The sequence below is a fragment of the Staphylococcus sp. CWZ226 genome, from assembly GCF_018986355.1.
Classification (GTDB): domain Bacteria; phylum Bacillota; class Bacilli; order Staphylococcales; family Staphylococcaceae; genus Staphylococcus; species Staphylococcus simulans.
Map to the genome: position 1 here is coordinate 96,337 of NZ_JAHMSB010000001.1, position 24,206 is coordinate 120,542.

19 protein-coding genes are annotated in these 24,206 nt (G+C 36.6%); all 19 read right to left on the reverse strand.

Annotated features, from left to right (window positions below):
- Positions 1-48: 48 nt before the first annotated feature.
- The 19 genes from carB to KRR19_RS00555 all read right to left on the reverse strand — a co-directional run bounded on the left by carB (position 49) and on the right by KRR19_RS00555 (position 24,201).
- A complete protein-coding gene (gene carB / locus KRR19_RS00465) occupies positions 49-3,222 on the reverse strand; it encodes a carbamoyl-phosphate synthase large subunit (protein ID WP_156666850.1) in 3,174 nt (1,057 codons plus the stop codon).
- Complete coding sequence (locus tag KRR19_RS00470; protein WP_023015759.1) at positions 3,215-4,315, reverse strand: carbamoyl phosphate synthase small subunit; 1,101 nt, start codon at positions 4,313-4,315, stop codon at positions 3,215-3,217. The genes carB and KRR19_RS00470 overlap by 8 nt, the downstream gene beginning before the upstream one ends.
- 6 nt (positions 4,316-4,321) lie before the next feature.
- A complete protein-coding gene (locus KRR19_RS00475) occupies positions 4,322-5,593 on the reverse strand; it encodes a dihydroorotase (protein WP_002480618.1) in 1,272 nt (423 codons plus the stop codon).
- A complete protein-coding gene (locus tag KRR19_RS00480; RefSeq protein ID WP_002480617.1) occupies positions 5,580-6,488 on the reverse strand; it encodes an aspartate carbamoyltransferase catalytic subunit in 909 nt (302 codons plus the stop codon). The genes KRR19_RS00475 and KRR19_RS00480 overlap by 14 nt, the downstream gene beginning before the upstream one ends.
- Positions 6,489-6,518: 30 nt before the next feature.
- Positions 6,519-7,820: a uracil-xanthine permease family protein gene (locus tag KRR19_RS00485; protein ID WP_002480616.1), complete on the reverse strand. Its 1,302-nt coding sequence runs from the start codon at positions 7,818-7,820 to the stop codon at positions 6,519-6,521.
- 221 nt (positions 7,821-8,041) lie between these two features.
- On the reverse strand, positions 8,042-8,569 hold the full coding sequence (gene pyrR, locus KRR19_RS00490; protein ID WP_057511005.1) for a bifunctional pyr operon transcriptional regulator/uracil phosphoribosyltransferase PyrR: 528 nt from the start codon (positions 8,567-8,569) through the stop codon (positions 8,042-8,044).
- Between the two features lie 552 nt (positions 8,570-9,121).
- Positions 9,122-12,247 (reverse strand): type I restriction endonuclease subunit R, encoded by a 3,126-nt coding sequence (locus KRR19_RS00495; RefSeq protein WP_242543459.1) that lies wholly within the window; start codon positions 12,245-12,247, stop codon positions 9,122-9,124.
- Positions 12,231-13,415 (reverse strand): restriction endonuclease subunit S, encoded by a 1,185-nt coding sequence (locus KRR19_RS00500; RefSeq protein WP_216733391.1) that lies wholly within the window; start codon positions 13,413-13,415, stop codon positions 12,231-12,233. The genes KRR19_RS00495 and KRR19_RS00500 overlap by 17 nt, the downstream gene beginning before the upstream one ends.
- Complete coding sequence (locus KRR19_RS00505; protein ID WP_216733392.1) at positions 13,405-14,919, reverse strand: class I SAM-dependent DNA methyltransferase; 1,515 nt, start codon at positions 14,917-14,919, stop codon at positions 13,405-13,407. The genes KRR19_RS00500 and KRR19_RS00505 overlap by 11 nt, the downstream gene beginning before the upstream one ends.
- A gap of 219 nt (positions 14,920-15,138) precedes the next feature.
- Entirely contained in the window at positions 15,139-16,056 is a 918-nt protein-coding gene (locus tag KRR19_RS00510; RefSeq protein ID WP_156666853.1) for an RluA family pseudouridine synthase, read from the reverse strand.
- Between the two features lie 12 nt (positions 16,057-16,068).
- On the reverse strand, positions 16,069-16,551 hold the full coding sequence (gene lspA, locus KRR19_RS00515) for a signal peptidase II (protein ID WP_002480607.1): 483 nt from the start codon (positions 16,549-16,551) through the stop codon (positions 16,069-16,071).
- A gap of 129 nt (positions 16,552-16,680) precedes the next feature.
- A complete protein-coding gene (locus tag KRR19_RS00520; protein ID WP_002480606.1) occupies positions 16,681-17,166 on the reverse strand; it encodes a CHAP domain-containing protein in 486 nt (161 codons plus the stop codon).
- A 6-nt stretch (positions 17,167-17,172) separates the two neighbouring features.
- Positions 17,173-17,967 (reverse strand): VOC family protein, encoded by a 795-nt coding sequence (locus KRR19_RS00525; RefSeq protein WP_105978347.1) that lies wholly within the window; start codon positions 17,965-17,967, stop codon positions 17,173-17,175.
- Between the two features lie 178 nt (positions 17,968-18,145).
- The gene (gene ileS, locus KRR19_RS00530) at positions 18,146-20,893 is read right to left on the reverse strand and encodes an isoleucine--tRNA ligase (protein WP_057511002.1); all 2,748 of its coding nucleotides are present in this window, start codon (positions 20,891-20,893) and stop codon (positions 18,146-18,148) included.
- A gap of 234 nt (positions 20,894-21,127) precedes the next feature.
- Complete coding sequence (locus KRR19_RS00535) at positions 21,128-21,742, reverse strand: DivIVA domain-containing protein (protein WP_002480602.1); 615 nt, start codon at positions 21,740-21,742, stop codon at positions 21,128-21,130.
- 26 nt (positions 21,743-21,768) lie between these two features.
- Positions 21,769-22,542, reverse strand: a complete 774-nt coding sequence (locus KRR19_RS00540) for a YlmH family RNA-binding protein (RefSeq protein ID WP_340096634.1) — start codon at positions 22,540-22,542, stop codon at positions 21,769-21,771.
- A 71-nt stretch (positions 22,543-22,613) separates the two neighbouring features.
- A complete protein-coding gene (locus KRR19_RS00545; protein ID WP_002480600.1) occupies positions 22,614-22,907 on the reverse strand; it encodes a YggT family protein in 294 nt (97 codons plus the stop codon).
- 11 nt (positions 22,908-22,918) lie between these two features.
- A complete protein-coding gene (locus KRR19_RS00550) occupies positions 22,919-23,521 on the reverse strand; it encodes a cell division protein SepF (RefSeq protein ID WP_002480599.1) in 603 nt (200 codons plus the stop codon).
- Between the two features lie 5 nt (positions 23,522-23,526).
- Positions 23,527-24,201, reverse strand: a complete 675-nt coding sequence (locus KRR19_RS00555; RefSeq protein WP_002480598.1) for a YggS family pyridoxal phosphate-dependent enzyme — start codon at positions 24,199-24,201, stop codon at positions 23,527-23,529.
- Between the last annotated feature and the right edge of the window lie 5 nt (positions 24,202-24,206).

Here is a 24,206-nt window from a genome sequence, read left to right on the forward strand (position 1 = left end):
CTCCTTTTAATCTTGAATCTATCTTCATTATAGCCACTTTAACTACTTTTACATACTTCTCATTGTGAATGTCATACTTTCAATCACATTCGTTAACGCATTCGCTGTATCTAATGATGTTAAACATGGCACACCATTTTCTACAGACGTACGTCTGATTTGGAAACCATCTCTTTCAATCGTTTTCCCTTTTGTCATAGTGTTAATGACAATTTGTACGTCACCATTTTGAATGCGATTTAATAAATCATCTTCACCGCCGATTTTACCCACTGTTTCAACCGGAATATGATTTTCAGCTAATTTCGCAGCTGTACCTGAAGTTGCGAGTACTTTATACCCCACTTCATGTAAACGTTTTGCGATTTTAACCATTTCTTCTTTATCTTTATCACTGACAGTAATTAACACTGTACCATGATCCTTCACTTCCACACCGCTCGCAGTTAAACCTTTGAACAATGCTTTTTCTAAAGTTAAATCTTTACCCATGACTTCACCTGTTGATTTCATTTCAGGTCCAAGCGTAATGTCGACATTTTTCAATTTATTAAAACTGAATACTGGCGCTTTAACATAAACCCCTTCTGAATAAGGTTGAAGTCCTGGTTTGTAACCTAAGTCACTTAGTTTTTCTCCTAAGATGGCACGCATCGCAAGTTTTGCCATTGGAATATCTGTAATCTTACTTAAGAATGGTACTGTACGACTTGATCTTGGGTTCACTTCTAACACATAGACTCCATCATGTGCTAATACGAATTGGATATTGATTAAACCGATAATATCCAAACCTTTCGCAAGTTTCGTTGTATAAGCTTCTAAAGTTTGAATCACTTCATCAGATAACGTTTGAGGCGGATAAACTGCGATAGAGTCGCCTGAGTGCACCCCTGCACGTTCAATATGTTCCATAATACCTGGAATAATCACTGTTTCCCCATCTGAAATCGCATCAACTTCAATTTCTTTACCTGTTAAGTAACGGTCCACAAGTACTGGATGTTCAGGACTCGCTTTTACAGCTTCTCTCATGTAGTTTTCTAACTCTGCATCATTATACACGATTTCCATCGCACGGCCACCTAATACATACGATGGACGTACAACAACTGGATAACCGATTTCTCGCGCATTATCTAAAGCTTCTGCAGGAGAAGTTGCAGTTTTACCTTTCGGTTGCGGTACATCGATGGTATTTAAGAGTTCTTCAAACTCTTTTCTATCTTCAGCACGGTTTAAATTCTCTAAAGATGTACCTAGGATTTGCACACCGTGTTTCGCAAGTTTTTCTGCTAAATTGATGGCAGTTTGACCACCGAATTGAACTACAACACCTTTAGGTTGTTCGAGTTCAATAATGTTCATGACATCTTCTTCAGTTAATGGTTCGAAGTAAAGTTTATCTGAAATTGAGAAGTCAGTTGACACTGTTTCAGGGTTGTTGTTGACGATGATTGCTTCATAGCCTGCATTTTGGATTGCCCAAACGGCATGAACTGTCGCATAGTCGAATTCAACACCTTGACCGATACGGATCGGACCAGAACCAAGTACAATCACTTTTTCTTTATCTGTTGCGATGGATTCATTATCTCTTTCATATGTTCCATAGTAGTACGGTGTCGCAGATTCAAATTCTGCAGCACATGTATCTACCATTTTGTATACTGGTTTAATATCATTTTCATGGCGTAGTCGATAAACATCTTCTTCTTCCATATCAAATCTATGCGCGATGACTTTATCGCTGAAACCATAGTCTTTCGCATATTTAAGATATTCGATATCACCTTTATGTGCTTTTAATTCACGTTCGATATCGATAATATGTTGGAATTTGTTAAGGAAGAAGTAATCAATTTTAGTCATCTCGTGAATTTCTTCGAGTGTTGTACCACGTCGAATCGCTTCACCGATAAAGAAAAGACGTTCATCATCTTGTTGTAAGATACGTTCTTTTATGTAGTCTAAATCGTAACTTTCTCCATTCGGTAATCCTAGATGATGGACACCATATTCTAATGAACGAATGGCTTTTAATAATGATTCTTCATACGTACGGCCGATAGCCATAACTTCACCTGTTGCTTTCATTTGTGTTCCAAGTACACGTTCGCCTTTTTCAAATTTATCAAATGGGAAACGTGGAATTTTAGAAATCACATAGTCTAAAGCTGGTTCAAAGGCCGCATAAGATGTGCCTGTGACAGGATTTAACATTTCATCTAATGTTAAACCAACCGCAATTTTAGCTGCTAATTTCGCAATCGGATAACCTGTTGCTTTTGATGCTAAGGCTGATGAACGTGATACACGTGGATTAACTTCAATGATATAGTAATTCATTGAGTATGGATCAAGTGCTAATTGTACGTTACAACCACCTTCGATACCTAAAGCACGAATAACTTTTAATGATACGTCACGTAACATTTGGTATTCAACATCTGTCAAAGTTTGACTTGGCGCAACAACGATAGAGTCACCTGTATGGATACCAACTGGGTCGATATTTTCCATATTACAAACCACAATGGCGTTATCGTTTTTATCACGCATTACTTCATATTCAATTTCCTTAAATCCTGCGATAGATTTTTCAATCAAACATTGTGTAGCTGGGCTATAATGCAAGCCGTTTGTCACAACTTCTTTTAATTCTTCGTCGTTATGACAAATACCGCCGCCTGTACCACCCATTGTAAATGCTGGGCGGACGATTAATGGATATCCCACTTGTTCTTTGAACGCAAAAGCCTGTTCTACGGTGTGGACGATGTCACTTTCAGGAACAGGTACATCTAAGTCATTCATCAAACTTCTAAATAACTCACGGTCTTCTGCTTGTTGAATTGAACTTAATTTCGTTCCTAATAAACGTACATTGTTCGCTTCTAAAACACCGCTGTCATGAAGTTGAATGGCCATGTTCAAACCTGTTTGTCCACCAAGTGTTGGTAAGAGTGCATCAGGTTGTTCTTTACGGATGATACGTGCGATAAAGTCGTGTGTTAAAGGTTCGATATAAACTTTATCTGCAATTTCTTTGTCAGTCATAATTGTTGCTGGGTTTGAATTGACTAAGATAACGCGGTAACCTTCTTCTTTTAAGGCTAAACACGCTTGTGTACCGGCATAATCAAACTCTGCAGCTTGACCGATGATGATAGGTCCTGAACCAATCACTAAAATGGTTTTGATGTCATTATTTCTAGGCATTGACTGTACGCTCCTTCGCTTTGAATTCTTTCATCATATCAATGAATTGATCGAATAAGTAATTTGAATCAGTAGGTCCTGGGCATGCTTCTGGATGATATTGTACTGAAAAGGCAGGAAGCGTTTTATGTTTTAATCCTTCCACTGTGCCGTCATTTAAGGCAATATGTGTGACTTCTAAATCTGTGTTTGCAACTGAAGCTTCATCAATTGCGTAACCATGGTTTTGACTTGTTAAAGCAATTTTTCCTGTTGCTAAGTCTTTAACCGGATGGTTTGCACCACGATGACCAAACTTCATTTTGAAAGCTTCGGCACCTTGTGATAATGCAAATAACTGGTGACCTAAACAAATACCGAAGAATGGAATTTTTCCTAAGATACCTTGAATCATTTCCACAGCTTCTGGTACATCTTCAGGATCTCCTGGGCCATTCGATAACATGACACCATCAGGTGACATGCCAAGAATAATTTCAGCTGGTGTATTGTATGGCACGACAGTTACATTACAACCGCGTGCGTTAAGTTCTCTAACGATATTTTGTTTCTTTCCGAAGTCTACCAATACGACGCTTAAGTCTGAGCCAGTTGATACATAAGGTGTTTTCGTAGATACCATCGGTACTTCGTCACGAGAGAGTTCAAATTGTTTAAGTTCTTCTATGAATGCTGGAATATCTTCAGCGTGGTCTGTAAAACCTGCTTTAAGTACTCCATGTTCACGTATTTTACGTGTGATACTACGTGTATCTACACCAGAAATACCTGGAATATCATATTGAACTAATACATCGTTGAAAGTCTTTTGTTGACGGAAGTTGCTAGGATGCGTACTCGCTTCTTTTACGACTACGCCACTTAATGTCGGTACTAACGATTCAAAATCATCTCTGTTAATACCGTAATTTCCGATTAAAGGATAAGTGAATGTAATGATTTGACCTGTGTAAGACGGGTCAGAAATTGTTTCTTGATAACCCGTCATTGCTGTGTTGAAGACAATCTCACCTTTAGTCAGATTGTCTGATCCCAGCTTTCTTCCTTCATAAATTGAACCATCTTCAAATACAAGATATCGTTTTTCTAACATTGTTGTTTATTCCTCCTTGAATGCCACTTCTCCAGCTACCATTGTTAATACAGGGTTGCCGTATACTTTATAACCGATGAATGGTGTGTTGCTTGCTTTTGAATGGAAATCTTCTGCTTTGATTTCTCTCTCTTCTTCTAAATCGATTAATGTTAAGTCTGCTGTTTTGCCTTCTTCTAGGATGCCGTATGGCAAGTCAAAGATCTGTGCAGGTTTAATTGTTAAGTAGTCAACTAATTGTTGTAATGACCAATCTCCATTTTTTACAAAGTGTGTGTAAAGTAATGGGAATGCTGTTTCACTGCCGACAATACCGAATGGTGCTTTTGTCATTGGTTGTGCTTTTTCGTCAGCTGCATGTGGTGCATGGTCAGTTGCGATACAATCAATTGTGCCGTCTAACAATCCTTCAATCAGTGCATCTCTGTCTTCTTTACTTCTTAAAGGAGGATTCATTTTGTACATTGCGTTGTCACCAGGGACATCGTCTTCTGTCATTAATAAGTGGTGCGGTGTCACTTCAGCAGTGACTTTGATACCTGCTGCTTTCGCATCACGGATAGCACGTACACTTTCTTTTGTTGAAACGTGACATACGTGGTAGTGACAATCTGCTGCTTCAGCTAATAATACGTCACGTGCGATTTGTACAGCTTCACAAATGTTTGGAATACCTGGAATACCTAATTCTTTACTGCGTTTCCCCTCGTGCATAGCGCCGCCGTAGATTAAACTGTTATCTTCACAGTGTGCAACCACTGCTTTGTTTAATTTGGCTGCTTGTTGCATTGCTTCATACATTGTTCCGGCTGTTTGTACCCCTACACCGTCATCTGTGAACGCAAATGCGCCGTGCTCAGCTAACCCTTTGAAATCAACTAATTCGCTGCCTGCTTGTCTGATTGTAATTGAAGCGTATGGTAATACACGAACGCGTGCGTTATCTTCAATTAATTTGTTGAGTTTTTCTAAATGTTCAACTGTATCTGGTACTGGGCGAGTATTCGGCATTGGACAAACTGTTGTGAATCCACCGCGTGCTGCTGCTTTTGTACCTGTTTCAATTGTTTCTTTATGTTCTCCGCCTGGTTCTCTTAAATGTACGTGTACATCAACTAAGCCAGGTGCTGCGAAGCGACCTTTTGCGTCGATCACTTCAACTTCTGAACCTACTGTGATTTCTGGTGCGATTTCTTTTACTTTGTCGTCTTCTACTAAGATAGAAGCCTCTGTTAATTTACCGTCTTTTAATACTTTTGCATTCTTAATTAGCAACATCGATAAGAACCCCTTTCTGTTGTTCCGCAATAATATGGCTGATGACTGACATACGTAAGAACATGCCGTTTTTCATTTGTTTGAAGATACGTGCTTTTGGCGCTTCTACTAATTCTGTATCAATTTCAACGCCTCTGTTCACTGGTGCTGGGTGCATTACAATTGCGTTTGGTTTCATGCGGTTGTATCTTTCTTTTGTTAAACCGTATTTTTCATGGTATTCATGTGGATCAAAGTTTAATTCTCCGTCATGTCTTTCGTGTTGTACACGTAATAACATAACAATATCCGTTTCTTCGATGACATCATCAATTTTGACATAAGGTGCATCTAGAGTATCGTCAACCCATTCGTCTGGTGCTGCGAATTTAACGTTAGCACCTAAAGCTGTAAGTGCTTGGTAGTTACTGCGTGCTACACGTGAGTTTTTAATATCTCCACAGATTAACACGTTTAAGCCTTTGAATTTTTTGTATTCTTCATAGATTGTCATGATGTCAAGTAAGCTTTGCGTTGGGTGTTGACCACTGCCGTCTCCGCCATTAATGACTGGAATATTTAATCCCTCTAATTCTTTGTAGTAATCATTTTGTGGGTGACGGATAACTAATGCGTCTACACCGATGCTTTCTAAAGTTTTGCATGTGTCATATAATGACTCACCTTTTTTAACAGATGAAGTACTAGTTTCAAATGGAATTTCTTGCATACCTAAGCGACGTTCTGCCATTTCGAAGCTGCATTTTGTACGTGTTGAGTTTTCGAAAAATAAGTTTGCTACGTATGTGTCATTTAATTTATGAACTTTCTTACCTTGTTTATATTCGATTGCTGTTTCGATAAGTGAATAGATTTCTTCATTTGATAAATGTTCCATAGATACTAATTGTTTCATTGTTAATTCCCCCTAAGAATTGGATAAAGTTTATTTATTTGATGTTTCCGGTTTTACTTTAGGTAAAATTAGGTTCAATACGATACCTGAAAGTGCTGCAAGTGCCATACCTTCAACTTTGACGCCGTGAATATCGAACATTAAGTTTCCGATACCCACCACAAGAATAACTGACGCGATTACTAAGTTACGGTTTTCCGAAAAATCTACCTTGCTTTCAACCAGCATTCTTAAGCCGCTTGAAGCGATGATACCGAATAAGAGAATGGACACCCCACCCATGACTGGTGTTGGGATTGATGAAATCAATGCTGTGAACTTACCTACAAATGCCAGGATAATCGCAATGACTGCTGCACCGCCGATAACGTAGATACTGTAAATCTTTGTTATCGCAAGTACGCCGATGTTTTCACCGTATGTTGTACTTGGCGGTCCGCCGATAATACTTGCAAACATTGTAGATACACCGTCTCCGATAATTGATCTGTGAAGACCTGGTTTCTCGAAGAAGTTTCTGCCGACAATCTTGTTGATGACCATTTGATGTCCAATGTGCTCACTGACTGTGACGAATACAATCGGAACCATTAAGAGCACCAGTCCGAAGTGGAAGCTTGGATGATAATCTACAAATGGTACATAGATGTGCGGCCAGTCGAACCATGATGCTTTCATCACTGGTTTGAAATCTACGATGCCGAAGATGATGCCTGCGATGTATCCTACAATGATTCCGATTAAGACTGGAATCAGCGAGAAGAACCCTTTCATGTAGCCTTGAACAACTAATGTTGTGATTAACGTGATCATTGCGACAATCAAGTAAGTAACATTGTAACCTTTCATGTCTGCAGTATTTTCAAACATTGCCATGTTGGCAGCTGTTGGCGCAAGACTTAATCCGATAACCATGATGACTGGTCCTACTACAACGGGCGGTAACAAATGCATAAGCCAACCGATTCCGCTTAATTTGATTAAGATTCCGATGATGACATACATCACACCACTCATGAAGAGTGCCACAAGCATGTCTCCTAAGCTGTGTGTACTTAATCCTGTAATAATCGGTGTGATGAAGGCGAAGCTTGAGCCTAAGTACGCTGGAATCATTGATTTTGTAATTAAGATATAAAGCAATGTCCCGATTCCTGATGCAAGCAATGCCGCTGAAATTGGCAAGCCTGTTAGGAATGGTACTAAGACTGTTGCGCCGAACATCGCGAATAGATGTTGTAAACTGAGGAAGGCCCATTGGCCTGCTTTCGGCTTTTCATTGACATCTAGTACGGGTTTCACCGTTCGCTCAAACATTTGTTCATTTTCCATTTCTCTTTCTTCCTTTCATAAAAAAATCTCTTTACAGCAATCAGCGTGCAAAGAGACATTGTGGGGGAAAGATAAGAAGGTGTTGTCTGTTTGAGATACACGTGTACCTCTTTAGAAGTTGTTTCTTACAAGATTTGTAGCCTCTCGTGCTAGTATTGTAAGTCGACAACAGTTCTTATCTAACCCTTTGTCAGTCTCTCGTACTGATTTAAAAGGGTAAGCTATTCAATTATAACTGCGTTACGACCATCTGTTTCGTCTACATAGACTAAAACTTCTTCGTCTTTCGCAGTTGGAATATTTTTACCTACGAAGTCAGCGCGTATTGGTAATTCGCGGTGTCCGCGATCCACTAATGTTGCTAACCCGATTTTTTGTGGCCGAGAATGTAGTAAGATTGCATCGAGTGACGCACGTACAGTTCGACCTGTATAAAGCACATCATCAATGATGATAACGACTTTGTCTTTAAGGTCTACATCAATGACATAAGACTTCTCAGACATTTTAGGTGTCGGTAACTCTAAATCATCTCTAAATTGCGTGATGTCTAATGTTCCTGTAGGAACACTTACGTCTTCAATTTGTTGAATCTTCGTTTGAATACGTTTCGCTAAAAATTCTCCGCGTGTTTTCACACCAAGCAACACAAGATTTTCAGTACCTTTGTTATACTCTAGAATTTCATGTGCGATACGTGTTAAAGTCCGCTGCATGCCTGCATCATCTAATACAATACGTTCTGTCATTCCCGCACTCACCTTTCCATAAAAAAACCCCGTATCTCAATTGAGAGACACGGGACACGAAGAACATGCGAGATTTACTATCTCAACTATTTAAATCAGTAACTGTTTTGTCGGTTACTTTACTAAATTTGTATGGCAATCAGGGTTGGTGAATTGCGTGTTCATACAAAATTACCTCTTAATAAAGTGTTTACTTAGTTACTTTCTCTAGTTTCAACATGTAAATTATCTGCCTTCGGAGCATCTCTGTACTCTCAATTAAAGACTTACGATTTCTTTATTAAACTGTACTAAGTTTAACACAGATAGATGAAAAGTCAAAGACATTTCCAAAACAAATATAAAGATTTTTCCATTCAAACAAGCACGATAAATAGTTAAGTTAATCTCCATGGTCAATTCATTCTAAAAGATCATAATTCTAAAATGTTCTACTTCATTCTAAAAGATATAATTTTAAATCTTTTACCTAATTCTAAAAAACGTAATTAAACTTGCTCAAACTATAAACCGACAGCAATTTGGTTACTAATTATGTTTATAATAAATCATTTACAAGCTACTTGCCATCAATTCTGCTTGTTCAACTACTTGTTTTACAGCATCTTTCTCTAAATCTGGTGGATAACCATATTTTCGTAATAAACGTTTAACAGCTGAACGCATTTTGGCTTTAGCATTTTCTCTCTTATGCCAGTCAATACTCATATTTTGTCTTACAGTTTTAGTCAATTCGTGGGCTATAACTCTTAATTCCTTATCTTCCATAACTTTTTTAGCTGTTTCATGTGATGCTAGTGCATCATAAAATGCAATTTCTTCTGCACTTAAACCTAAATTTTTACCTCTAGCTTGATCTTCTTGCATATCTTTTGCTAATTGTATTAATTCTTCGATAACTTTGGAAGCTTGAATTGAACGATTATTATATCTTTGAATAGAACTATCTAACATTTCAGAGAATTTCTTTGATGATGTCGCATTGGTTTTCAGCATTGCTTTAACTTTGCCTTTAAGCAACCTATTCAACAACTCTATCGCAACATTCTTTTGTTCTAGCACAGCTACATCTTTTAAGAAGTCATCAGATAGTATAGATATATCAGGATTTTCTAGTCCTAAAGTTTTATAAATATCAACTACTTCTTCAGTTACCACGGATTTGGAAATAAGTTGTTTAATCTCAGCTTCTATTTCGGCGGGCGTTTTATTGTTACTACCATCATTTTTTGGTGGCTGTATCAACTTCACAACAGCAGCTTTTACTGCTTTTAAAAAAGCGATTTCATCATTTAATTTTTGAGCTTCTACTTCTGTTGCACATAACGCATATGCTTTTCCTAACTCAGTAACCGTATCAATAAATAGCTTTTGATCATCTTTCTTCAATCCTAGAACATAGTTCATCGTATTAGAAATTACATAGTAACGTTCTGACTTCTTACTTGAGTTAAAGTTAGAATAATCAAAACCATGCATAATATCTTTAACAACATCGTATTTCATTAACAACACTTCTAATGCTTTCTTTGTATCTATACCTGTTTGATCTTTATCGGATTCTGTATATTCTTTAAGCGCTTCTTTCAAACTATCTGCGATACCAATATAATCAACGATTAAACCGCCAGGCTTATCCTTAAATACACGGTTTACTCGCGCAATTGCTTGCATTAGGTTATGACCTTTCATTGCTTTATCAATATACATAGTGTGCAATGAAGGTACATCAAAACCTGTTAGCCACATATCACACACAATGACTAATTTAAGTTCATCATTTACATCTTTCATACGATGCTCTAATACATTTCGACGTTTCTTAGATCCTATATGTTTTTGAAATTTTTCTGGATCACTTGAAGAGCCAGTCATAACGATTTTAATCGCACCTTTGTGATCGTCATCAGAATGCCACTCAGGTTTAAGTTTAATGATTTCATCATATAATTTCACAGCAATACGACGGCTCATCGTCACAATCATCCCTTTACCGAAGATTGCTTTTTGTCTTTCTTCAAAATGCGTAACAATATCGTTTGCTAAAGTTTTGACTCGAGCATCTGCTCCAGCTAATGCCTCAATACGTGACCATTTAGACTTCAACTTACTTTTGACATCATCTTCTTGACCTTCTGTGATTTCTTCATAAGATTCATCAATATTTAAGTCATCTGGAAGATTTAATGGTATTACACGACTTTCATAGAAGATTTTGACAGTACTACCATCTTTAACGGATTGAGTCATATCATAAACATCTATATAATGGCCAAATACCATTTGAGTATTCTTATCTGTAGATGCAACAGGTGTGCCAGTAAAACCAATAAACGAAGCATTAGGTAGCGCATCTCTTAAATATTTTGCATAACCATACTTGAATCGGCCTGATGTTTCATCAAGTTTAGCTTTAAAACCATATTGTGTTCGATGTGCTTCATCTGCGATAACAATTACATTTTTCCTTTCAGTTAAAGCTTCCATAGAAGATTGTCCTTCTTCAGGTTCGAACTTTTGCATGGTAGTAAAAATAATACCACCAGATTCTACGGACAATAACTCTTTCAGATGTTTTGAAGTATCTGCTTGTTTAGGTGTTTGTCTCAACAAGCCTTTACCAGATCGTCCTTTAGACTTTACGAACGTTCCAAACAATTGATTGTCCAAATCATTTCTATCAGTTACTACTACAATTGTAGGATTATTCAATTTTTGAATCAACTTACCTGTGAAAAACACCATGGTTAAACTCTTACCTGAACCTTGTGTATGCCACACAACTCCTGCTTTGCCATCTCCATTTTCAGATGATGACTCTATGGCACTTTCGACAGCTTTATTCACAGCATAATATTGGTGATATGCAGCTAAAATTTTAACAATATCATCGTCTTCATCTTGAAATAGCACAAAATAACGAATCAAATCTAGCAATACTGCTTTGTTTAACATGCCATGAATAAGTACACTTAAACTTTCCATATTTGACGAAGCTTCTGTTTTACCATCACGTGTGCGCCATGTCATAAAACGATCATAATCTGCAGTTAAAGCCCCTGCTTTCGTATTCACACCATCGCTTGTCACTAACACTTCATTGTAAGTAAATAATTGTGGGATCGTTGATTTATATGTTTGAAGCTGATGATAACCTTCTTCAACTCCAACATTTTCATTCGTAATATTTTTCAGCTCAATTACGACTACAGGTAAACCATTAATAAACAGTACAATATCTGGCCGTTTATTATAATCACCATTAACGACTGTTAACTGATTAACAGCTAAAAAATTATTGTTTTCAGGATTTTGAAAATCAAAGATATTGACTAAATAATAAACAGTTTCACCATTATCATTATAATGTTCAACTTCAATACCATTAATCAATTGTTCATGAAAATTACGATTGTTTTCTAATAAATTCGGTGACTTCTCAACTGTTAATTCATGAATTGCTTGTTGAATTACCTTACAGGGCACATTAGGGTTTATCTTATTCATAACCGCTTCTAATCTTCCATTCAACACAACATCTTTATCACTTTCACGCTCAGGCGATACACTTATATAACTAATATCTTTACCATGTCTTATTTCATATCCTAATTCACTAAACCATTCTAATGCTATCTGTTCTAAATCATCTTCACTGAACTTATAACTCACCTTCATCCACCTCCACATCCTCAGGTATTTCAAGTTCACCAGACATTAATTTAGGTAAGAGGGTGTCGCGGAGAGAAATTAGTTTTTCATTTTCAACATTTTTTATTTTAATAAGTTGATTTAAATTTGAAACCTCGTCCTCGAATTCTTTAACCAAAGTGATATCGTCTGGTGATTTTACTGAATATTTTTTAATATCTTTTTGTGATAACAAAGGTTGTGTTGACCCTCTATTAAGTGACTTATAATCTATAATTTTTAAGTATTGAAACACATATTCAAAGTAATCACTCTTTATAACAAATGTATTATCCGAAGGCCAAGTACGACCATAATATTTTTGAATAATACCATGTGTTCCAACTCTTCCCATCACTAAAATTTTTTCATCATATAATAAGTTATCAGTGTATCCCATAATTTTACTAGCACCAATTATTGGGATATTATATATTTCATTTTCAATTTCCGATTTTCGGGATGGTCTTTTACCGCTTTTTATAGCCATAATATTTTCCAAAGGATTTATACTCCACCCCTTAGGCATCCTACCCAATTCACTTTCTATCATTTCTCCACCACTAGATTTATATGGATTTCCATTTTCATCAGGAAATTCAAAATCTACAAACCAATGTTTAAATAGAGCTTGAGAAAGTTCTTCAAGGTTTGCAATAATTTTTTTATTGATTTCAATTTTTTTATCAATGCTTTTTCCAAAATCAGCTATTCTTTTTTGTAAATATATTGAATCAGGAACTTTAATAACATAGTTCATAATTGCTTCTTTATCTCCTCGAGGCATTTTAGTTCCTTTTGACGTTTGAGTCATGTAATTAAAAAAAGAGTCTTGAGATAAATAGTAATATAAATAATCATTTACAACAATATTATTTAGAGTGTCAATTACAATTACATCATTAGAGGCACCTCCACTATTATTAGAAAACCATATTTTTTTAAAGTATGGTCTGATATTTGAAATTAATATATCATTCATTTCATATTTTTTTACAGATTTTGTTTCAGGTAATTTGTTAGCATTTTGAATACCTCTTTTTTCTGACAACATATTCTCTGTAGAGATATAATTTTTTATATTAATACTTTCTGTACTAATTTTTTCGTTCTTATAGTATGCAACTTGGGATAATTTATACTCTTCAAACTCCATAACCCAATCCCTCCAATGACTTTCTGATTTGTTCTTCAAGCTCCTTGGATTTGGCAAATTGTTCGCTGAGTTCTGAAGTGATGCGTTCCATTTTTTGTTCAAATGGTTCACTGTCTTCTTCAACTTCAGCTAGGCCAACGTATCTACCTGGTGTTAAGATATACTCATTTTCACGTACTTCTTCAGTTGTTGCGACTTTGTTTAATCCTGCTTCGTCTTTATATTTCTCTTCACTTGTACCTCTCCAAGCATGATAGATACCAGCAATTTTTTGTATATCCTCTTGTGAGAATTCTTTTAATGTACGTGTTACCATGTGACCGATTTCTCTCGCGTCAATAAATAAGATTTCTCCACGACGTTCTTTTTTGCCATTTTGTCCTTTGTTATTAGTAATAAACCATAGACAAACAGGAATTTGTGTTGAATAGAAAAGCTGGCCTGGTAGGGTCACAATACATTCTACTAAGTCCTCTTCTATTAAATTTTTGCGAATTGCTAATTCCTCTTTATTACTTGTAGACATTGAACCATTCGCCAATACAAAACCGGCTGTCCCACTAGGTGCTAATTTAGAAATCATGTGCTCTATCCATGCATAGTTGGCGTTTCCTTTTGGTGGGATACCTAATTTCCAACGATAATCATCTAATAGACGTTCTTGTCCCCAATCACTTGCATTAAAGGGCGGATTCGCTAATATAAAGTCTGCTTTTAATCCTTTATGTAGATCATGATGGAACGTATCCGCATTTCTTTCTCCTAAATCATTATCGATTCCACGTATAGCTAAGTTCATTTTCGCTAATTTCCATGTCGTTGGATTAGATTCTTGACCATAAACCGCAATGTCATCTAATCGACCTTGATGTTTAGCGATAAAGTTTTCACTTTGCACAAACATGCCTCCAGATCCACAACAAGGGTCATAAATTCTACCTTCATATGGTTCAATCATCTCAACTAATAACTTTACTATTGAAGATGGAGTATAGAACTCACCAGCATTTTTACCTTCTGCACTCGCAAATTTAGCGATAAAGTATTCATATACTCGCCCTAACACATCTTGTTTTTTAGCGTTAGAATCTCCAACTTTAAAGGTAAATAAATCAATAATATCTCCAAGTTTTTCTTTATCTAAATCTTGACGTCCGTAATCTTTCGGCAAAACGCCTTTTAAAGATTCATTCTCTTTTTCAATTGCGATCATTGCTCTATCGATAATTTGACCAATTTCTGGTTTCTTCGCATTTTCATTGATATAAGACCAACGTGCTTCTTGTGGTACCCAGAAAATATTTTCTGCTAGGTATTCATCTTTATCTTCTTCATCTGAATATTGATCGTTTTTTAACTCTTCATATTTTTCTTCAAATGCATCAGATACATACTTTAAAAATATTAAACCTAATGCAACACTTTTATATTCTGCAGCATCCATACTACCTCTTAGCTTGTCTGCAGCTTTCCATAATTTCTCTTCAAATCCAATTGTTGCCATAAAATCCTCCCATTTCAAATTAATCCTCTATAAAATTTCTTTTATCACTTCAATTCTATTATATGATTAATAATATCGTAAATGTACTCTTGACTTAAATATTTATAGTAAAGTTTAATCAATTGTGAACATCTTCAGTGAATATTAAGGATAATTCCTCTAAAAATTCTTATAAAAAAATAAAAAAGGCAGAGAACAAATGTCTCTACCTAAAAATATTTACGCTTCTCTAGTGCGAATATCTTCAAGGATTTCCTCAAAGTAATCTGGAAGAGGTGCTTTTCTTTCGATATATTCACCAGTTACTGGATGTGTGAAGCCGATGACACCTGCATGTAAGGCTTGACCCCCAATGTCCATTGTTTTTTTCGGTCCGTATTTTGGATCTCCAACTAATGGATAACCGATGTATTTCATATGTACACGAATTTGGTGTGTACGTCCTGTTTCAAGTTCACATTCTACTAACGTGTAATTGTTAAAGTGTTCTAGCACATTGAAGTGTGTAATCGCATCTTTGCCATCATCAACAACATCCATAGCTTGACGGTCTACTTTATTACGGCCGATTGGCGCATCGATTGTACCGTAGTCATGTGGAATATTACCATGAACTAATGCCGTATATTTACGCGTTACAGTTTTGTCCATTAACTGTTCAACTAAACCTCTATGCGCAATATCGTTTTTCGCAACCATTAATAAACCTGATGTATCTTTATCGATACGGTGGACAATACCGGGTCTGATTTCACCGTTAATGCCGCTTAAATCTTTGATTTGATACATTAAGCCATTTACAAGTGTACCACTGTAATGACCTGGTGATGGATGCACAACCATACCTTTAGGTTTATAAACAATTGCCACATCTTCATCTTCATAATAAATGTCTAAGTCCAAATTTTCAGGTTGAATATCCGCTTCAACCGTCTCCTTCTCCGTCACTTGAACTTGATCATTCTTCTTCATTTTATAATTCGCCTTCACAACTTTTTGATTCACTTCAACTAAGCCTTCTTTAATCCAATCTTGGATTTGGCTACGTGACCAATCAGAGTTTTGTTCAGGCAAGAATTTATCTATACGTTGGCCAACGTGTTCATCTTCTGTAATCTGAAAATCAAATTGAGTCATTTCAACACTCCTTTACTTCACTTTATTTTTCTTAGAATCAAACAACAACAAAATCAAAATTAAAATGACACCGACAGTCAAACTAGAATCCGCAACATTAAAGATTGGGAAATCATAACCGAAAATATACGTATCAATAAAATCGACCACTTCACCATTTTTCATACGATCGATGAAATTACCTAACGCACCAGCAAATAATAAACTGATTGCCATCTGCATCCAGAAATGACCTCTTGCTTCTTTAACGTAGAAATAAGTAAGTAACCCTAATACAATAATCGTAACTAAAAAGAAAAAGCCCATTTTGCCGCTGAGTATTCCCCATGCAGCGCCTGTATTACGGTGAGAGGTAATGTTTAAAAATCCTGGAATGACTGAATATGAGTCGCCTACTGACATTGTTTTTACAATATATGCTTTAGTAAATTGGTCTAAAATCAGTACCGCTAAGGTCACAAATAACGTGGCACCGATGAAATATGATTTTCTCATGTCTTCCTCCTTGAAGCAGCCAGCTCATCTATTGTGTTATCACAATGATGTATACTGACCTTTCACTTCTTCATAACAACATTGTATATTATAACAAATTGCCAGTAGAACAGATACTAAAATTATCAATTAAGCTTCTTTAGTATCTTGTGTCTTTGGATTCTCTTTTGGATGAATATAATGATAGTTTTGAACTTGTTGTGGTTGAATCGTACGTGAAGTCACTTTATGAGGCGCAACGTAATTCATTTCAGTCACATATAATGAACCATCATCATTCACATGTTCAATGTATGCGACATGACCTTCTTCACCTCTTGGTGATTGTAAGAGTGATGAAGCTTTAGGTTGTTGATTCACTGTGTAACCCGCTTCTTCAGCTTTGTCTGCCCAGTACTTCGCATCTCCCCAACTTTTACCAATCATATTACCGTCATCTTTGACTTTCTCAAACACATAATCCGTACATTCTCCATCATCGTACGGATTAAATGCCATAGGATCAGGTTTCATCTGTTCTATATAATGTTCAATCTCATCTTGATGGTCGACTGCCACATATGTTGCTCCACCAAGGACGACCAACATAACACCTGCTGAAATTAGTTTTTTCAATGATTATCAAACTCCTAGATAATTAAATCGAAATGCGATACCGTCCGGTCCTTTTAGCCAAGTATGTGTCGTCTCTGGATAATGGAAATCTACTAATGTTAAACCATACGTATCATCATTTTCCATCCGCTGCATACTAGACATCCAATGATTGACAGCTAAAGTATGATGATAACCGTTTGATGACATAAAGAGCGATGATTTATTCACAAAAGAAGATTCTTCTAATCCAAAGTGTGCTAAGTAATAATCTTTCACTTCAGAAATACGTACCGTCTTCAAATGTAAATTACCAATCATACTGTCATCTGGAATACCTTGCCATCCATCACGTGAACGTAAGTTCATTAGTTTAGAGGCATATAAATGTCTTGTATCCATAATCACACGATTCTCTTTATCAAAATCCCAGGTTTCTTCCGGTTGGTCCGCATAAAATTCAAAGCCATTACCTTCAGGGTCTGTAAAATATAATGACGTACTGACATTATGTTCCGCACCATTTAACGGGATTTCATGTTCCGTTAAGTGTGCCATTAAATCCGCTAAATGCGCGTGCGAACCTAAGCGAATACCGATATGAAATAATCCTGCTTCTGATACTAATGGCTCTCTGCCATCATCTATTTGATGTAAGGCAATGCGATGTTTTGAATCTCCTACTTCATATTGAATAGAAGTATACGTTTCATTAATCACATTAAATCCTAATATCTCTTCATAAAAGTGTTTTAAGTTTTCTTTATCTCTCACATTTAACGTCACACCATTGACGTAATGTTTTTCTCCTAATTGACGCAATGCCGTCGCTCCTTTCTGTCTATTTTCATTGACGTTCCATAAGCGTATTACTCATTATACCGAGTTTTCGACTCAATTACTCAGGATTGGCTCACAGTCTATACATTGAAAAAAGCACTCTGAGGGTTAGTCAGAGTGCTTCATTTTTACTTTAAGCTTTATTTTAACAATGTGTGACTTATAAAGTTTCTACAACTGCTTGGCAACGTGGGCATAAGTGATCTAAGCCGTTTGCTGAACCAAGTTCAGTGCTGTAGTTCCAGCATCTTTCACATTTTTCACCGTCAGCGTGAACAACTTTGATGTCGCCGTGATAGTATTCAGTACCATCTTCAACTTTATCTTCTACTTCCACTTGAGATACGATGAATAATTGTTGTAAGTTTTCAAAGTCTTTTAAGAAGCTAGTCGCATCGAAGTGTTCATTGCTTCCGATGATCACTTTCGCTTCTAATGATTTACCGATAACTTTGTCGTTACGTGCACTTTCTAAAGCACGGTTCACATCGTCACGTAATTTCATGAATGTGTTCCATTTTTCAAGTAATGCTGTGTCTGGTTCAACCACTTTAGGCATATTTGCTAAATGTACACTTTCTTCTTCTACGTGAGGGATATATGACCAAACTTCTTCAGCTGTATGCGCTAAGATTGGTGCTAATAATTTAGTCATGTCGACTAAGATTTGGTAAAGTACTGTCTGCATACTACGACGTTTTGGTGAATCTTGTTTTTCGATATATAAGATATCTTTACCGTAATCTAAATAGAAGTTACTTAACTCAACGTTGATGAAGTTTTGAACTTCTTGATAGATGTTTAAGTAGTCGAAGTTATCATAGTGTTTGATAATATTCGCTGTGAATTCACGTAAACGATTTAATAAATAACGATCGACTTCTAATAAGTCCGCTTCATCCAACGCATCTGTGCTTGGATTAAAGTCATTAACGTTACCTAACATGAAACGTAATGTGTTACGGATTTTACGATAAACATCCGCAGTTTGTTTTAAGATTTCATCAGAGATACGTACGTCAGATAAATAGTCTACACTGCTCACCCATAGACGTGCGATATCTGCACCTTTTTGTTTTACGATTTGATCAGGAACGATAACGTTACCTAATGATTTACTCATTTTCTTACCTTCTCCGTCCATTACGAAACCATGTGAAAGTAAGAATTTATATGGTGATTGGCCACGTGTCGCAACTGAAGTTGTGATAGAAGAGTTGAACCAACCACGATATTGGTCACTACCTTCTAAGTAAAGGTCAGCTGGGAATGACAATTCCGGACGTGTTTCTAATACACCACGGTGTGATGAACCTGAGTCGAACCATACGTCCATGATGTCTTCTTCTTTTGTGAATTCACCATTTGGACTGCCTGGATGTGTGAAGCCTTCAGGTAATAAGTCTTTCGCTTCACGGTCGAACCATACATTTGAACCATATTTTTCAAATAAGTTCGCTACATGATAGATGACTTCTTTATCCATGATGATGTCGCCATTTTCAGCGTAGAAGACTGGAAGTGGTACACCCCAAACACGTTGACGTGAGATAACCCATTCGCCACGGTCACGGATCATGTTATAGATACGTGTTTTACCCCAGTCGACTTTGAAGTGTGTTTCTTCAATTGCGTCTAAGATATCTTGACGTACTTTACTGATTGAAGCGAACCATTGTGGTGTCGCACGGAAGATAACCGGTTTTTTCGTACGCCAGTCATGTGGATAACTATGTGTGATGAATTGTAATTTTAATAAAGAACCATTTTCTTTAAGTAAGTCTGTGACAGCTTTATTTGCTTTGTCATAGAACATACCTTCAAATTGGCCGCCTTCTTCAGTGAAGACCCCTTTATCATCTAATGGGCTGATAACAGGTAAACCATATTTTTGTCCGACAATATAGTCATCTTCCCCGTGTCCAGGTGCTGTATGAACCGCACCAGTACCAGCGTCAGTTGTAACGTGTAAGCCATTGATAACTAATGATACACGATCAACAAATGGATGTTGTGTTTCAACATATTCTAATTCTTTACCTGTGAATGTTTTTTCAAGTTCGATTGCGTCTTTATCCCAATCTAATGCTTCAGCAACTTCTTCTACTAAGTCAGTACCTACAACATATTTTTCACCATTCACTTTATATTGACCATATTTCAATTCTGGGTGAACTGTGATCGCAACGTTTGAAGGTAATGTCCAAGGTGTAGTTGTCCAGATAATGAATTTCGCATCTTCATCTACAACACCTTTGCCGTCTTTAACGTCAAATGCCACATAGATAGATGGTGAACGTTTATCATGATATTCGATTTCCGCTTCAGCTAATGATGATTCACTTGATGGTGACCAGTAAACTGGTTTTTTACCTTTATAGATTAAACCACGGTCAGCCATTTCACCGAATAAACGGATTTGTGCTGCTTCATATTCAGGTTTTAATGTGATGTATGGATCGTTGAAGTCACCATTCACACCTAAACGTTTGAAGTCTTTCTTTTGAATATCGATTTGTTCTAAAGCGAATTCCTTACATAATTCACGGAATTCAGATACAGGCATTTCTTTACGCTTAACACCTTTTTTCGTTAACGCTTGTTCAATTGGTAAACCATGCGTATCCCAACCAGGAACATAAGGTGAATAGTAACCTTGCATTGATTTATAACGTACGATAAAGTCTTTTAAAATTTTATTTAAGGCATGTCCCATGTGTAAGTTACCGTTCGCATACGGTGGGCCATCATGTAAAATATAAGTTTCATTTCCCTTATTTTTTTCTAAGATTTTATGGTATAAATCTTGTTCGTCCCATTGTTTTTGGATTTCTGGTTCTTTCTTTGGTAATCCCCCTCGCATTGGGAAGTCTGTTTTCGGCATCAATAGCGTTTCTTTGTAGTTCATTAATTTTCACTCCTTAAAATATAAAAAAGAACTCTAAGTTCAATTAACAGGGACGATTAACCGCGGTACCACCCTGATTAACTCAACTTAGAGTTCTCTTCATTCTTACCTATATGATTGGATAAAACAGTGATATAAGAATTAAACATATATTAGGCTCGCACCATCCCTAACTCGCTGTTATGTTGATATGTTCACTTAATTCTTACGCGTCTGTTTTACAAAATTCAATTATTATTTTTGTTCTTTATCTGTTTCGTTTTGTGCTGGTGTGCCTTCTTGAGCTTCAGCTTGTTGTGCTTGTGCTTGTTGTTTCTCTTGTTCAGTCACATCATTTTGATGTAAATGTTGGAAGTTTTCTTCTGTGACTTGTTGTGCATCTAAGTCATAGTTTAATAAGTAATCCCAATCATCATTCTTCAATAAATCTAACTGAGCTTCCACTAACATGCGGAAACGAGAACGGAAAATCTTAGATTGACGTTTCATATCTTCTGTTTGGAAAGATAAACGTCTTGCTTTTTCCACACCGTCATTCACAATACGATCTGCTTCTGCTTTTGCTTTCGCAATAATCGCTTCTGCTTCTTTTGTCGCAGCCATTTTTGTTTCTTGGCTTGCTGATTGTGCTTGAACTAAAGCGTCACTTACTGATTGTTGTACTTCTTTGTACGCTTTTAAGTTATTTTCTTTTTCTTCTACAACTGTTTCAAGTTGTTTTTTCTGTTCTTTTAAATGTTCAATTTCTTGACTGAGTTGGCTTAAATAATCAGCGACTTCAGTGGGTTCAAGGCCATTCTTAATTCTAGAAAATTCTTTGTTTTTAATTTCATTCGGTGTAAAAGACATCTTATATTGTCCTCCTTAATCATACACTATTTGAATAAAGTTTCATATACTATGCGCAGTTTGTCTTTCTTTGTTTTATGACCGATTTCAGTCACTCTCGCACGGCCATGTCCTTGTATCGACAGCAAATCTCCAGGTTCTAGTTGGAAATCTGGACGTTCAATAATTGTATGATTCACTTTGATACGTTTCTTTTCAATATATTGTTTCGCAATTGAACGTGATTTACGAATCATTTCCTTCAACACAACATCTAAGCGCATTGCGCTGACCGTTGCTTGATGGAGCGTCCAATCCTCTTTTGATTGTATCATATCTTCTAGTGGTACTTCATGCAGTTTGACCGGTACACCCTTGATTCGCTTTAATTCCAACATTATATACGATTTAATATTCTTTGTCAAAATAAACTGAATTTTATCGCCTACAATAATATCGCCGAGCTGATCGCGTTCAATACTGAGTGACATCAACGTTCCAAGCACATTACGATGATCAATTGACGCAAACTTTTCAGGATACTCTAAATCAAACAGCACCAGCTCAAAATCTTCTTCAGTCGGTTCAAAGTAATCTGGCGCAATCACTGCACGCTTACGTTCACTAGATGGATTGCCGCCATTAAATGAAACCTGTAAATCATCGAAGCTATTGACGATGACTTCTAAAATATATTGTGCTCTTGGATCTAGAAAGTGTGTTAACACCGACGCATAATTGCGTTCTGCTTGTTGTACTTTATCCATCAACATTGTGATGATAGGTTGTTCTTCTCTTCTAAAGTGTTGATATATATCTATGTGAATTCACCCCTGACAAAAGAAAAAGGCAGCCTGATTCCAATGAAATTCGGCATACCTTTCATGATTTATTAAACTAATTGTTGCAGAATCAGTACGAATATCGCATGTAAGCCTCTTTGGAAGAATATCAACACAAAGATAGCGGCTAAACTTGAGATATCAATCATACCGATTGGCGGGATAATTTTACGAAATGGTGCTAAAAACGGTTCGTAAATCTTACGTAGGAAACGTCCAAATGCAGAACCTTGCGCATTCGGTATCCATGACATAAAGAAGTATAAAATCATACCCCAGTAATACACTGTCAACAATATCTCTATCGCATTAAATAAGAGCGCTAAAACATTAACTAAACTCATAGCTGGTTACCTCATTCATAATCAAATTCAGACGTATCAATATCTTCTGTAATACTGCCAGCTACTTCTACGTTATCTGGTGTACATAAGAAAATATCATTACCGACACGTTGGATGTCTCCGCCGATTGCGTATACTGTTCCGCTTAAGAAATCAATAATACGTTTCGCAGAAACATTGTCAATACGTTGTAAATTGACGAGTGTCGCACGTCTATTCTTCAACTCATCTGCAATATCTTGCGTATCTGAGAAGACACGTGGCTCGAATAAACACATTTTTGAACTTTCGTGCAAGTTCCCAGCGTTCATATTGACTACATTTCTTGAAGGGTCATTGTTTGTGTGATTAGCCATTTGATACTTCCTTTCATTGGAAGACGTCTGCAATCGATTGCTTTGTGTTTGACGTTTAGGGACAGTCTTAATTGCTCGCTGTCTTTCATTATAGTAATTATTATTATTTGTTGATTGCGTTTGCTGCGCTGTTGTAGTAGCTTGTGTTTGAGGTTCTGGTTCAGCTTGTGCAGTATTTTTTGTAGGTTGCTGACGATCAGCAACTTCCTCTTCTTCTTCTATGACAAAAAAATTGTTAAATAGGTCTTTTAAAGCCAATTGGCTCACTCCTCTTTCCCTACTAGTTTAGTACCGATTCGTACGAAGGTTGCGCCTTCTTCTGCAGCAATTTCATAATCATTACTCATGCCCATAGATAATTCAGTGCATGGCGCATAATCTAATTGTTTTGCTTGAATTTCATCACGTTTATGTCTTAATGTTTCAAAAATCTGTCTAATTTCTGCTTCATCTTCTGTATAAGGTGCCATTGTCATCAGACCCACGACCTGAATGTTCTCATATTGTTCAAGTAATTCGATAAATGCATCTACTTCTTCTAAAGCAAGACCATGTTTACTTTCTTCTTCAGAAACATTCACTTGAACAAAACATTTAACGACATGTGATGCGCGTTTATTGATTTCTTTCGCTAAACTTTTACGGTCTAATGCATGTAAGTAATCAATGTCATCAATGACTTCTTTGACTTTACGTGATTGCAATGTGCCAATAAAGTGCATCACCACGTCATCTGGCAATGCTTCTCGCTTAGCTTGGAAACCTTCCAAACGATTTTCCCCAAAATGTCTGATGCCAGCATCATATGCTTCTTTAGCTCGCTCTATTGTAACATATTTTGTTACAGCAATCACGTTCGGTCTGGTGTCACGATGGACTTTCTCAAGACTTTTCGTAATATGTTCGTTGATTTGTTCTAGATTTTGTTTCACATTCATTCCAA